The 13,733-nt window shown below is 55.7% G+C and carries 9 protein-coding genes; 1 reads left to right on the plus strand and 8 read right to left on the minus strand.

What is annotated here, in order from left to right; all coding sequences use genetic code 11:
• Positions 1-137: 137 nt before the first annotated feature.
• The 5 genes from pqiC to rlmKL are packed head-to-tail and all read right to left on the minus strand — an operon-like array spanning position 138 to position 7,699.
• Positions 138-701 (minus strand): membrane integrity-associated transporter subunit PqiC, encoded by a 564-nt coding sequence (gene pqiC, locus VSX58_RS03965; protein WP_327617063.1) that lies wholly within the window; start codon positions 699-701, stop codon positions 138-140.
• Complete coding sequence (pqiB, locus tag VSX58_RS03970; RefSeq protein WP_407654841.1) at positions 701-2,371, minus strand: intermembrane transport protein PqiB; 1,671 nt, start codon at positions 2,369-2,371, stop codon at positions 701-703. The genes pqiC and pqiB overlap by 1 nt, the downstream gene beginning before the upstream one ends.
• Positions 2,331-3,605, minus strand: coding sequence for a membrane integrity-associated transporter subunit PqiA (gene pqiA, locus VSX58_RS03975; RefSeq protein WP_327616905.1), 1,275 nt, complete (start codon positions 3,603-3,605; stop codon positions 2,331-2,333). The genes pqiB and pqiA overlap by 41 nt, the downstream gene beginning before the upstream one ends.
• A 57-nt stretch (positions 3,606-3,662) precedes the next feature.
• On the minus strand, positions 3,663-5,576 hold the full coding sequence (locus VSX58_RS03980) for an ABC transporter ATP-binding protein (protein ID WP_327616906.1): 1,914 nt from the start codon (positions 5,574-5,576) through the stop codon (positions 3,663-3,665).
• Positions 5,577-5,581: 5 nt separating this feature from the next.
• Positions 5,582-7,699, minus strand: a complete 2,118-nt coding sequence (rlmKL, locus tag VSX58_RS03985) for a bifunctional 23S rRNA (guanine(2069)-N(7))-methyltransferase RlmK/23S rRNA (guanine(2445)-N(2))-methyltransferase RlmL (protein ID WP_327616907.1) — start codon at positions 7,697-7,699, stop codon at positions 5,582-5,584.
• Positions 7,700-7,796: 97 nt separating this feature from the next.
• Here rlmKL and VSX58_RS03990 point away from each other — a divergent pair, with 97 nt between their 5' ends.
• A complete protein-coding gene (locus VSX58_RS03990; protein WP_327616908.1) occupies positions 7,797-8,900 on the plus strand; it encodes a YcbX family protein in 1,104 nt (367 codons plus the stop codon).
• Between the two features lie 18 nt (positions 8,901-8,918).
• Here the strand turns inward: VSX58_RS03990 and VSX58_RS03995 are convergent, their stop codons facing one another.
• The 3 genes from VSX58_RS03995 to pepN form a co-directional block, all read right to left on the minus strand.
• Positions 8,919-9,488 (minus strand): cell division protein ZapC, encoded by a 570-nt coding sequence (locus VSX58_RS03995; RefSeq protein WP_327616909.1) that lies wholly within the window; start codon positions 9,486-9,488, stop codon positions 8,919-8,921.
• 176 nt (positions 9,489-9,664) lie between these two features.
• Positions 9,665-10,675 (minus strand): quinone-dependent dihydroorotate dehydrogenase, encoded by a 1,011-nt coding sequence (pyrD, locus tag VSX58_RS04000; protein WP_327616910.1) that lies wholly within the window; start codon positions 10,673-10,675, stop codon positions 9,665-9,667.
• A gap of 239 nt (positions 10,676-10,914) precedes the next feature.
• On the minus strand, positions 10,915-13,530 hold the full coding sequence (pepN, locus tag VSX58_RS04005; protein WP_327616911.1) for an aminopeptidase N: 2,616 nt from the start codon (positions 13,528-13,530) through the stop codon (positions 10,915-10,917).
• Between the last annotated feature and the right edge of the window lie 203 nt (positions 13,531-13,733).

Consider the following 13,733-nt stretch of genomic DNA (forward strand, 5'->3'; position numbering starts at 1 on the left):
ACGCCAATGTCACAATTGTGACCTAAAATGAGAATTTTCCCTAAAGTAAAAACCAGCCGGGCCGGAAAAAAATAACGTCCCTGAAAGAGGCAGACGAGTCTGGATCCCTCTCTCAGAGACTCCGTTAAGGATGGATATTAATTGGCGGAGGCAACCTGACGGGCGATGGATTGGGCAACCTCCATCCATCCCTGGGACAGGGTGCGCACCAGCGCATCGTAGCCGTCTTCGGACTGCGGCAGCACGACATTAAACGGCTGCTTGAACACCCGGCCATGCCGATTCAGCACCCACTCGCCGCTGATTACCGCCTTGCCGTCATAGCGGCCGTGAAATGCGGTCACCGACACATTCAGCACCGCCTGATCGCTGTCCTGCGGCTGCGTCGTCACCACCCATCCCGGCATCCTGCGGCTCAAGTTGGCCACCAGCGCTTGCTGGAGCTGTTGATCCAGCGGACTGGCCCACAAATTATTACTGGCTATCACATATTGCACATCATTGGTTTGATAAACCAAACCCGAATTGGCCAGATAATCCGCCACGCTAACGTGCTCCAGCCAAAGCTGCTGTCCGGTTAGCGTTTTCTCAACCGGCGTAACCCCATCAGAGATCGCCGGTAACTGATAGTAGGTTTTTTGCGTATTGGCGCCGCAGGCGCTCAGCAACAGCGTCAGCGCCAGCATCCATCCTTTCATCATCATTGTTTCGCCTTTTTCGGTTGGGGATCCTCGCCGCCCGATGCCTCAAACACCAAAGCGTTGCTCTTTTCGTTTAAGGTACGCAGCACCGGCTGCAGCTCGCGCAGCACCTGATCCAGACGCTGCATATCCGCCACCATTTTATTGTAGGCCGGCGAACCGGGCTGGAAGCCCTTCATACTGCGATTCAGCTCAAGTAAGGTCTTCTGCATATCCTGCGGCAAATCCTGCATGGATTTGCTGGAGGTTATCTTATTCAGCGAAGCCAGCGTTTTTTGCATCTCCCGCAGCGTTGCTTGGCTCTCCGCCAGCGTTCGCGTCGCCTCATTCACCATCGGATTCAGCGGCAGTCCATTAATTTTATCCAGTATCGCCATCAGCTTATGCTGGATCTGGGATAGCCCGCCGTTTGTCGTCGGCAGTACCGGGTAACCATCGATCGTCATCAGCTTTTCATCCACTTTTTCGTTCGGATAAAAATCGAGATCGATATACAGGGCGCCCGTCAGGAGATTCGCGCTTTTCAACGCGGCCCGCAGCCCCAGCGGTTTCGCCCGCTTCAAATGCTCTTCAAAGTCGAATTTTCCGCCCAAGTTGTGTGCGAAGCGGTCGGGCTCAATGCGGATCAATACCGGAATACGGTAATCATTATCGATCGTCTGCTTCAGACTTTTGGCGAAAAACGGCGCCGTCGCCACCGTCCCCAGACGGATGCCGCGAAACTCGACCGGCGCCCCGGCCTGCAGGCCGCGAATGGATTCGCTGAAGAACACCAGATACTCTTTGTACTCGGTATACAGCGAATCCTGAATACTGCGTTGATCGTCAAACAGCCGATATACGGTCTTGGGCGCGGCAGGCGCCCCCACCTCCCAGCCGGACGGCACATCAAAACTTACGCCGCCGCTAAAAAGCGTCGCCAGCGATCCCATCTCCACCCGCATTCCCTGAGCGGACATATCAAACGATACGCCGCTGTCTTTCCAGAAACGAACATTGGTGGTCACCAGGCTGTCGTATGGCGCGGAAATAAACAATTGATACCGCATTCTGCGCTCTTTGGGGTCGAACTCGCTGGTTTCAACGGATCCCACCCGGTAGCCGCGGAACAGCACCGGATCGCCGGCATTCAACTGACCGGCCTGTTCGCTATCAAGCAGAATACGCATCCCTTTCGCATCGGGAGAAGCCAAAGGAGGCGTGTCAAGCAAAGTGAACTCTCTCTTCTCCTCGCGATGAGAGCCCGGCTGAAGTTCGATATAGGCTCCCGACAATAGCGTATTAAGACCGGATATTCCGCTGCGCCCCACCTGCGGTTTCACCACCCAGAACGCCGAATCCTCTTTCAGCAGCTTATCCATTTCGTCATGCAGACGCGCCTTGATTTCCACCTGATGAAGATCGGAGCTCAGCTCGACGCTTTCCACAATGCCGACATCAACGCTGCGGCTCTTGATCGTCGTTTTTCCCGCTTCAATACCCTCGGCGTTGCTGGTGACCAGCGTAACCTGCGGCCCCAGATGGCTGAAGTGGTAAAACAGTATCCAGGCGCCGATCAGTACCGTCACGATCGGCACGATCCACACGGGCGACCAGCGTTTAATCGTTTCTACTTCCGCAACGTCGTATTTATCTTTCGTCAACGGAGGACTCCTTATGAAAAACATCATCACGGCGATCCCACAGCAGACGGGGATCAAATGTCATAGCGGCGAACATCGTCAATATCACCACGGTGGCGAACAGCACCGCGCCGATCGCCGGGTAAACGCCCATCAGCCGTCCAATGCGCACCAGCGAGGAGAGTACGGCGATCACGAACACATCGATCATTGACCAACGTCCGACAAACTCCACCACCTCGTATATCACATGCAGACGTTCGCTATCGCGTTTTCCCTTCCCGTTCGCGCTCCAGCACAGCCATCCCAACGCCAGCATTTTCAACGACGGCACCATAATACTGGCGATAAAGATCACCAGCGCCACCGGGTACGAACCCATACTCCATAAAAGAATGACGCCGGCCATAATGGTCGAGCCCGCCTCATTCCCCAGCGATTCCGTAATCATAATGGGCATCAGATTCGACGGAATATAAAGCATGACCGAGGTGAGCAACAGCGCCACCGTCCACTGCAGACTGTGCTTCCTGCGGGCATGGCCATGGCTATGGCAACGTGGGCAAGCTAATTGTCCCGCAGGCAGTATCGCCGTACAGCACGGGCAAGAGCGCAACCCTTGCGCCAGCCCGCTGACGCCCGGCCGCGGCGCCGACGGCAACGCGGGCGGCGACGCGATATCATTCCACAGCCAGCGGCGATCAAGACTTTGGAACGTCAATAGCTGCAACACGCAGAATAGGACAAAGGGGATAAAACTGGTGCCGATGCCGATATCCCCGTAAGCCATCAGCTTGACGAAACTGACCAGCACGCCGGCCAGAAAAATTTCCGCCATGCCCCAGCTTTTCAGCTGAAATAGCACTTTCCCCATCATCTTTTTCAACGGCAGCGGCAGCGCAACATGCAGACAGAGCAGAATCACCGTCGCCATACAAAAGGCGGGAACAAGCTGTACGAACAGCATAAAGAGCGTCGCGACGCTGGCATAATCATCCGCCACCATCACCTGAGGGATTTTTCCCAGCGTGATTTCACTGCTGATCCCGGCGACCCGCATATTCACGAACGGGAACAAATTGGCCAACAGCAGCATAACGAGCGCGCTGAATGCATAGCCAACGGGACGTTTCCGGGGTTCCGTCCGCTTATTGGCTAACGCCGTTTTGCAGCGCGGGCACACCGCTTTTTGACCATACGCCAAATGCGGCAGTTCGACCAAAAGGTCGCATTGCGGACACAGCATATAGTCATCATGATGATGGTGATCGTGGGAACACACTGTCAGCCGCCTCCTTCGGCCCGACGCGGCGCGCCCGAGCCATCTTTATATTGCAAATTAACCGTTCTTTTGCGCTTCGAGCGCTTCCCATCGTTCAAAACAGGACTCCAGCGCTTTTTCAGCCTCGGCCAGCGCGGTCAACGCCTGCTGCGACTCTTCATGCGGACGGCTGAAAAAGTCGGGATCGCTCATCTGTACCTGCAGCGCATCTATTTGTTGTTCCAGCTGTTCTATTTGCAACAGCAACCGATCCAATTCGCGCTGCTGGTTATAGCTCAGTTTGCCCGCATTGCGTTTAGCGGGCTGTGCGGTCCGGCCGCCGGCAGGAGAAGGCGCTGGCGCCGACGTTACCGGCGCGGTACGCAATGGCGTCGCTTCGGCGCGTTGCTTCTGGGCGTCGTAATAGCCGCCGACATAGCGGGAGATATGGCCGTCGCCCTCAAAGATCCAGCACTCCGTCACCGAGTTATCGACGAACTGGCGATCGTGGCTTACCAGCAGCACCGTCCCCTGATAACTGTCGATCAGCTCTTCCAGCAGTTCCAGCGTTTCCACATCCAGATCGTTGGTGGGTTCGTCAAGAATCAGCAAGTTACTGGGTTTCAGGAACAGCCGGGCCAACAATAAACGGTTACGCTCCCCGCCGGACAGGGCTTTGACCGGCGTCATCGCCCGTTTGGGATGAAACAGAAAATCCTGTAAATAGCCGAGCACATGACGCGGGCGGCCATTCACCATCACTTCCTGTTTCCCTTCCGCCAGGTTGTCCATCACGGTGCGTTCGGGATCAAGCTCGGCCCGGTGCTGATCGAAATAGGCCACTTCCAGCTTGGTTCCGCAGTGAATTCGGCCGCCGGTCGGCGTCAGTTCGCCCAGCATCAGCTTCAACAGCGTGGTTTTGCCGCAGCCGTTCGGTCCGACCAGCGCAATTTTATCGCCGCGCTGTACCTGCGCGGAGAAATCACGGGTCAATACCTTATTATCAACCTGATAATTAACCTCTTCCAGTTCAAAGACGATTTTTCCGGAGCGCGCGGCCTCTTCCACCTGCATTTTCGCCGAGCCCATCACCTCACGACGCTGCGAGCGTTCCTGGCGCATCGCCTTCAGCGCGCGCACCCGGCCTTCATTCCGCGTGCGCCTAGCCTTAATGCCCTGGCGGATCCACACCTCTTCCTGCGCCAGCTTGCGATCGAACTCCGCATTTTGCAGCTCTTCCACCCGCAGCGCTTCTTCTTTCCCCGCCAAATACTTATCGTAATTTCCCGGCCAGGAGACCAGCTTGCCGCGATCCAGATCGACGATGCGGGTCGCCATATTTCTGATAAAAGAACGGTCGTGGGAAATAAACACGATGCTGCCCTGGAAAGTTTTCAGAAATGTTTCCAGCCAGTCGATGGTTTCGATATCCAGGTGGTTGGTCGGTTCGTCAAGCAGCAGCACGCGCGGGGAACTGACCAGCGCGCGCCCCAGCGCCGCTTTGCGCAGCCAGCCGCCGGAGAGCGAAGCCAGCCGGGCATCGGCTTTCAGCCCCAGCTGCTCCAGCACTTCATGAATGCGGCTTTCCAACTGCCATAGTCCCTGATGTTCAAGGATCTCCTGCAGTTTGGCCAGCTGGTTCATATGCTTTTCGCTGGGGTCGGTTTCCACCAGACGCAGCGTCGCGTGATAATCCTTCAGATAATCCGCCTGGGCGGCGACGCCCTCGGCGACAAAGTCAAACACCGTGCCATCGACGTCACGCGGCGGATCCTGCTGCAGGCGGGCGACGATCAGATCCTGCTCATAGACGATCCGCCCGTCATCAAGCGGGATCTCCCGTGCCAAGATCTTCAGCAGCGTCGACTTGCCGGCGCCATTACGGCCGACCAGGCAAACGCGCTCGTTTTCTTCGATATGCAGTTCTGTGTTATCCAACAGTGGGGCGTCGCTGAACGACAGCCACGCGCCCGATACGCTGATTAATGACATCGTTATTACTTTTCCTCGCCGGCATGCGCTAGCAGCCAGCAGTTATGAATTTGACGGTTGCGGGCGAAATCCGGTGATTGCGTGCGCGCGGTGATCTCTTGCGCCGTCAGGCCCAGCTCCGTCAACCCCGCGATATCCATCCGGAATCCGCGTTTGTTATTGGAAAACATGATCGTCCCGCCGCGGCGCAACAACCGCTTGAGATCTTTCATCAATGCCAGATGATCGCGCTGTACGTCGAACGAGTCTTCCATCCGTTTGGAGTTGGAAAACGTCGGGGGATCGATGAAAATCACGTCAAACTGTTCATTGGCGTTATGCAGCCACGACAGGCAGTCCGCGTGGATCAACCGGTGTTGGCGTCCGGTCAAACCGTTGGCGCGCAGGTTCTTCTCCGCCCATTCCAGATAGGTGCGCGACATATCCACGGTGGTGGTGCTGCGCGCTCCGCCCAGACCGGCGTGCACGCTGGCGCTGCCGGTATAGGCGAACAAATTGAGAAAATCTTTGCCCCGGCTCATTTCGCCCAGCATTTTACGGGCGATGCGGTGATCGAGAAACAAGCCGGTATCCAGATAGTCCGTCAGATTGACCCACAGCCTGGCGTTATACTCTTCCACCAGAAAAAATTCGCCTTTCTGCGCCAGTTTTTCATATTGGCTTTTGCCTTTCTGGCGCTCGCGCGTCTTTAGAATCAGGCGATTCGACGGCAGCTCCAGCACGCTTAACGTGGCGTTGATAACGTCGAACAAACGCTGACGCGCTTTCTGCGCGTCGATGGTTTTCGGCGGCGCGTACTCTTGCACCACCACCCAACTGGCGTAGCGGTCGACCGCCACATTGTATTCAGGCAGATCGGCATCATACAGACGGTAGCATTCGAGCCCCTGCTGACGCGCCCACTTATCCAGTTTTCGCCTGTTTTTACGCAGCCGGTTGGCGAAATCCTCCGCCATCCGCCCTGCGCCGGGTTCTTGATTCTCCGCCAGCCGGTAATTTTTCTGCACGCAGTCCAGCGGGCCGTTTTTGGCTTTGAACTGACGCTCGGCGCGCAATTGCAGACAACCGAGCAGTTCCGGCGAGGCGCTGAACAGCGACAACTGCCAGCCGCCGAACTCGCTTTTCAGCCTGCGTCCCAACACATTATGCAGCGCAATCAGCGCCGGCTCGCTCTCCAGACGTTCGCCATACGGCGGGTTGCTGACTATCGCGCCCTGCGGCCCTTGCGGCAGCGGGTTTTGCAGCTGCGCGGCATCTTTTACGCTGAAGGCGATTAATTCGCCGACGCCGGCGCGAAGGGCATTGGCCCGGGCGATCTCTATCACTCGGCCATCGTTATCCGAACCGAAGAAACGGGCGGCGGTATCCCGCAATCCCTGACGGGCGCGCTGCTGCGCTTCCGCGCTCACTTCGCGCCACAGCGGCGCATCGTGCCGCAGCCAGGCGTTAAATCCCCAATGCGTGCGATGTAGGCCGGGAGCGCAGTCGGCGGCGATCATCGCGGCCTCAATCAGCAAGGTGCCGGAGCCGCACATGGGATCGACCATCGGCGTCTCTTTGCGCCATCCCGAACGCAAGACGATCGCCGCAGCCAGATTTTCTTTCAACGGCGCCAGCCCGGCCCGATCGCGATAGCCGCGCTGATGCAACCCTTCTCCGCTGAGATCCAAGGACAGGCTGGCGGTATCGCGCTGTAAAAAAACATTGATGCGGATATCGGGCCGCTGTTTGGCCACGTCGGGACGCTGCCCCGTTTTGCGGCTGAAGCTATCGACGATCGCATCTTTCACTTTCAGCGCGCCGTACTGACTGTTGCGGATATCTTCATTGGTACCGGTAAAATGTACGGCAAAGGTTTTATCCACGCTGAAAATCGCCGGCCAGTCAATCGCCTGCGCGCCCAGATATAAATCCAGATCGCTATGCACCTTGAATTCGTTCAGCGGCAGCAAAATACGCGACGCCAGCCGGCTCCACAGCAGGCTTTGATACAGCAGGCGATTGTCGCCCTGAAAATGCACTCCGCCTTGCACCACGGCACAGGCCTGAGCGCCCAGCGCTTCAAGCTCACTTTTTAATAATTCCTCCAAACCACGGGCCGTGCTGGCAAACAGAGCATTCATATCGTCGATATCACCAATAAAGAAAATTGAGGCGCATTATAGCTAATCCGCGACGCTTGTCATAAAGTTGCCGTTTTACTCCATCAAGGAACAGGTAGTGATTGGCGTAACGCGGCTTTATATTCATCCGGTAAAATCCATGCGCGGGCTGCAGTTGTCCCATGCCATGGTGTCTGCAAGCGGCCTGGCGCACGATCGCGCTTTTATGATTACAGAAACTGACGGCACCTTTATTACCGCTCGCCAGTATCCCCAAATGGTGTTATTTACCCCGGCGCTGCTGCCGGACGGCCTGTTTATTGCAGCGCCTGACGGACAAACGGCCAGCGTCCGCTTTACGGACTTCATCAGTACGCCGCAGCCGACCGAAGTCTGGGGCAATCACTTTAGCGCGCAAACCGCCCCCGATGTCATCAATAATTGGCTGAGCCGCTATTTCAAGCGTCAGGTGCAGCTGCGTTGGGTGGGTCATGAGCCGTCCCGACGGGTAAAAAAACATCCCGAGGTGCCGCTCTCTTTTGCCGACGGCTACCCTTTTTTATTGATCAATGAAGCCTCTTTTCAGGCGCTGCGCCAACGCTGTCCGGCGGGTATCAAGCTGGAGCAGTTTCGCCCTAATCTGGCGATCGCGGGCGCGGAGGCGTTTGCGGAAGACGGCTGGCAGACCATTCGCATCGGAGAGGTGATTTTCGATGTGGTTAAACCCTGTAGCCGCTGCGTACTGACCACGGTCAGTATTGAACGCGGCAGAAAGCACCCCACGGCTGAACCGCTGACGACATTACAATCTTTCCGCACCGCTGAGAACGGCGATGTTGATTTCGGACAGAACCTGATAGCCCGTAATACCGGCATTATTCGGGTCGGCGATACGCTGGAGGTGCTGGCGACCAAACCCCCCAGACTCTACGGCGCAGGCGAGACGGAGGAACGCGTTGCCGCGCCACGCCGCAGCGAACAGGCGGTAACCATTGATTATCAGGGGAAAAGCCTGCCGGGAAACAATCAGCAAATTCTGCTGGAACAGCTGGAACAACAGGGAATAAGAATTCCGTATTCCTGCCGCGCCGGGGTATGCGGCTGCTGCAAGCTGACGCTGGTCAGCGGTCAGGTTTCAGCGCTGAAGAAGAACGCGATCGGTAAAAACGGCGAAATCCTCGCCTGCAGCTGTATTCCGCAAAGCGATATCAGCCTGCGGTAATCTTTGCGACGCCAAGGGCTAAACCACTTTGGCATAGTGAAAAGGCGATGCGCCCTGACTGTCGGCATCCCGGACGGCGGCGGGCAACAGCCTGTCGTGCATGATTTTTATCGCATCCCCGAGAATCATCTTTTTAGCGTTAAGCGTAAGTTGTTCCTGAGCCAGCAGACACAGGCTGGCCTTATCGCCCGCTTCGGCGACCAGAAAATAGGCTTTGTCATGATTCTCGGTCAACTGCGCCTGAACGATATCCCCCGTTTGCGGCGCAAACATATTTGCAGAGGGCTGCTGCACGAAGTGCCAGCTTTTGGGCATCAGCGGCTTAAGAAAACGGCAGGCGACCAGCGCATTCAATATTAATTCGCCCTGAAGATCTCGGCTTAATGCCATTTGCTGGCATTTTTCATTATAGGTAAAAAACAGCGCCGCGTCTTCGACGCAAAATGCACACTCATTAAAAGCATCCGGCGTTAGCATTTTAGACGGAAAGCGGGAACGGAATAACATACCGTTGGCAAGATCCAGCATCAGCCGATCGTGTTCGGAATCAAAGTACCAGCGCCAATTATCGTCAGGTTTTAATTTCATATTATTCTACCCTTCGTTTCTTACTGTCGATTACACCAATATCGGAAACGGCTGATTGCAAAATGCTGCAATAAAAACCCGGCAGGTGTTGATAAATTTATGCACGAAAACGGATAAAATATAGACTAACCGGGGGAATAAATAAACCCCCGGAGATAAATGAATCAGCGAAATGATTAAATATGCGTAACGATATCTTTAATCAGACCCGGTCCGCGGAAAATAAAGCCGGAATATATCTGAATCAGCGTCGCGCCGGCGTCGATTTTTTCGCGCGCGGCAATCAAAGAATCAATGCCGCCGACGCCGATAATCGGCAGACGGCCGGCTAACTCCTGAGATAAGCGGCGGATAATTTCCGTACTCTGCAGCTGTAAAGGACGGCCGCTTAATCCCCCGGTCTGCCCGCAATGATTTAATCCCTGAACCAGGGTTCTATCCAGCGTGGTATTAGTGGCGATGACGCCGTCAATATTATGGCGAACTAAACTGTCCGCTATCTGGATCAATTCCGCCTCAGAAAGATCCGGCGCGATCTTTACCGCGACCGGAACATATTTCTGATATTTCTCATTTAATTCCGCCTGTTTATTCTTGACCGACAGTAAAAGATCGTCCAGCGCTTCGCCATATTGCAGATTGCGCAGTCCCGGCGTATTGGGCGAAGATATATTGATAGCGATATACCCCGCATGGGCATAGATCTTATCCATACAGATCAGATAATCTTCTTTACCCTGCTCGACCGGCGTATCTTTATTTTTACCGATATTAATCCCTAATACGCCGCCAAAATGTGATTTTTTTACATTCTCAACCAGATAATCGACGCCCTGGTTATTAAATCCCATCCGGTTAATCAATCCTTCCGCTTCAACAATACGGAACAACCTCGGCTTATCATTTCCCGGCTGCGGACGCGGCGTGACGGTGCCCACTTCAATAAAGCCAAACCCCATGGCGCCCAGCGCATCGATACAGTCGCCGTCTTTATCAAGACCGGCGGCCAAGCCAAGCGGGTTTTTAAATGATAATCCCATGCAGGTGACGGGCTTGGTGGGAACAGACTGACGGACGAGAAATTCAAAGGGGGTATGGCTAATTCGGCGTAATTGTTGGAAGGTCAGTTCGTGCGCGCGTTCTGGATCGAACTGAAATAAGGCTTTCCTGATAACGGGATAGAACATATCGTCTCCTGAGATCCCAATCGTAAATAAATAAAGTCAGAATACTCTTTGGGCGGGAATGGTAATTCCATCAAGCGGGAAAGTAAAACGATTGTCTGAATATCGGCATGCCCGCCGCCTTCCCGCCATCCCCGCGCAGGCGCTGATCTCCGGCAACGCCGTGCCGTCTGAAAAAGCAGGTCCCCGCCTGCTGACTGCGGGGACGACGGAGTTTCAGGTTTTGCCGTCAAACGCCGACTTTAATCCTGTAACGCTTTGCCGATTTTCTCAAACAGATCGCCGGACAGATTATCCAGCGTTTTCAGCTGTTCCAGCGCCTGCCGCATCAGGGCCTGGCGCTTGGCGTCATAGCGTTTCAGGCGGATTAACGGCTCGATCAGGCGCGCGGCGACCTGCGGGTTGCGCGTATTGAGATCGGTCAGCGCCTCCGTCAGGAAACGGTAGCCGCTGCCATCCTCCGCATGAAACGCCGCGGGGTTGGAGGCGGTGAAAGCGCCGATCAGCGAACGCAGGCGGTTGGGGTTATTCAGGCTGAACGAACGATGCTGTAGAAGCTCCCGCACCCGCTCAAGCACGTCGGCCGCCGGGCTGGTCGCCTGCAGGGCAAACCATTTATCCATCACTAACCCGTCCTGGTGCCAGCGATCGTCGAAGCCGCTCAGCAGCGCATCGCGCGCCGGCAGCTGCGCGCTCACCGCCGCGGAGAGCGCCGCCAGCGAGTCGGTCATGTTATCAGCCTGGCGATATTGCTCGGCCACCAGCCTATCGGCCTGCCCCTCATCGCCAAACGCCAGATAGTAGAGGCAAACATTGCGCAACGCGCGTTTACCGATATCCTCATGCGCGATGCGATAGCGCGGCAGCCGATTGTTGCGATAGACCGCCAGCCACTCATCCGCCATCTCTTTCGCCATCGCCCGCACCAGGCCGTCGCGCACGGCGGCGATGGCGACGGGATCGATCTCCTCGAACAGTTCGGCGATCTCATTTTCACTCGGCAGCGTCAGGATCTGCGACGCCAGCATGGGATCCAGCTTCTCGTCCAGCAAGATCCCGCGGAAAGCATCGACCACATGCATCGGCAGCGAAAGCGACTGTTTCTGCTGGTAACGCGCCACATTCAGGCGAATATAGTTCGCCAGCAGGCTCTGGGCCGCGTCCCAACGCGAGAACGCGTTGCTGGCGTGACGCATTAGAAACGTCAGTTGATCGTCGCTCCAGGCGTAATTCAGTTTTACCGGCGCGGAGAACTCGCGTAATAAAGAAGGAACCGGCTGACACGGCACCCGATCAAAAATAAAGGTTTGTTCCGCTTCGGTGACGTTTAAAACCGCAGACAGCGCGACGCCGTTTCTCTGCAACGCAATCGCCTGCCCTTGCAGATCGTACAGCTCGATATCCAGCGGAATATGCAGCGGCTGTTTCGCCTGCTTATCGGCACCGACCGGCGTCGTTTGGCTGACCGCCAGTGTATATTGCTGGGACTGCGCGTCATAGTCGTCACGCACCGTCAGCACCGGCGTTCCCGACTGGCTGTACCAGCGGCGGAACAGAGAGAGATCCACGCCGGAAGCATCCTCCATCGCCTGCACGAAATCGTCGCAGGTAGCGGCGCTGCCGTCATGACGTTGGAAATAAAGGCGCATGCCTGCCTGGAATTTCTCCTCGCCCAATAAGGTGTGCATCATGCGGATCACTTCCGCGCCCTTTTCATACACGGTCAGCGTATAGAAGTTATTCATTTCTATAACCTGATCGGGGCGTATCGGATGCGACATCGGGCTGGCGTCTTCGGCAAACTGCGCCCCGCGCATTACCCGGACATTATCAATACGATTCACCGGGCGCGATCCCAGATCCGAACTGAATTCCTGATCGCGGAAAACCGTCAGCCCCTCTTTCAGGCTAAGCTGGAACCAGTCGCGACAGGTCACGCGGTTGCCGGTCCAGTTATGGAAATATTCGTGCCCGATCACCGCTTCGATGTTCAGATAATCTTTATCCGTCGCGGTCTCCGCTTTCGCCAGCACATATTTGGAGTTAAAGACGTTCAAGCCTTTATTTTCCATGGCGCCCATATTGAAGAAGTCCACCGCGACAATCATGTAAATATCGAGGTCATACTCCAACCCAAAGCGGGTCTCATCCCACTTCATGGCGTTTTTCAATGACGTCATGGCCCAACCGGCGCGATCCAGATTGCCGCGGTCGACGTAGAGCTCCAGCGCGACGTCACGGCCGGAACGCGTGGTAAAGCGATCCTGCAATACGTCAAAATCGCCAGCGACCAGCGCAAACAGATAACAGGGCTTCGGGAAAGGATCCTGCCATTCGATCCAGTGACGCCCATCGTCCAGATCGCCCTGGGCGATACGGTTGCCGTTGGAGAGCAAATAGGGGTAGCGGGATTTATCCGCGCGAATACGGGTGGTGAATTTGGCCAGCACATCCGGGCGATCGAGATAATAGGTAATATGGCGGAAACCTTCGGCCTCGCACTGCGTGCACAGCGCTTCGCCAGACTGGTACAGCCCTTCAAGCGCGCTATTGGCCGCCGGATTGATTTCCGTTTCGATGCTCAGCGTGAACTCCGCGGGTAACTGCGTCAGCAGTAGCCCATTATCCAGCTCCTGATAATGAGGCCATGACGAGCCGTCGACCTGCAGACTCAGCAGCTTCAGACCTTCTCCGTCCAGCTTCAGCGCGGCGCCCGGCTCGCCTTGCCGCACCACCCGGCTCACTGCTTTTACCCTGGTTTTCTCCGCATGCAGGTCGAAGTCCAGCGCAATGTCGGTAATGGTATAGTCCGGCGCACGGTAATCATGGCGATATTTCACTTGTGGCTGTTGATTCATATAAAGTTTTCACCTCGTCATAAGCTTTACAGACTCAGTCTATGCCTGTTACGTCGATGTTACCACGATAAAATAATGAGAATAATAATCATGTCAGAGCACGTTTGAATCTCGCCTTAGCCATCCCAATATGTTGTGATGAGGTATTATTTACCTAAGCAGGGTATACTGATCGAACCTTGCCGATTGTCCCGACAGTGGAC

The sequence above is a fragment of the Brenneria populi genome (genome assembly GCF_036016195.1).
Lineage (GTDB): Bacteria > Pseudomonadota > Gammaproteobacteria > Enterobacterales > Enterobacteriaceae > Brenneria > Brenneria populi.